The sequence below is a fragment of the Stenotrophomonas sp. SrG genome (assembly GCF_050031795.1).
GTDB lineage: Bacteria > Pseudomonadota > Gammaproteobacteria > Xanthomonadales > Xanthomonadaceae > Stenotrophomonas > Stenotrophomonas rhizophila_A.
Genome location: NZ_JBNBBE010000645.1, coordinates 1 through 249 on the forward strand (window position 1 = coordinate 1; position 249 = coordinate 249).

Below are 249 nucleotides of genomic sequence, written 5' to 3' on the forward strand. Positions count from 1 at the left end.
TCCGCCCGCTCGCCGTCAAGACCGGCCTCCAGCCGCGCGTGCACGGCTCCTCGCTGTTCACCCGTGGTGAGACCCAGGCCATCGTGACCAACACGCTGGGTACCGCCCGCGACGGCCAGGTGATCGACGCCGTGTCCGGTGAGTACAAGGACAACTTCCTGTTCCCTTACAACTTCCCCCCGTACTCGGTGGGTGAGACCGGCCGCATGATGGGCCCGCAGCGTCGCGAACTCGGCCACGGCCGCCTCG

At 68.7% G+C, this 249-nt stretch carries 1 pseudogene; it reads left to right on the forward strand.

The annotated features are described in order from the left end of the window. Nucleotides 1–249 (forward strand): annotated as a pseudogene (locus tag ACQG3P_RS21160) (polyribonucleotide nucleotidyltransferase); the annotation flags it as partial.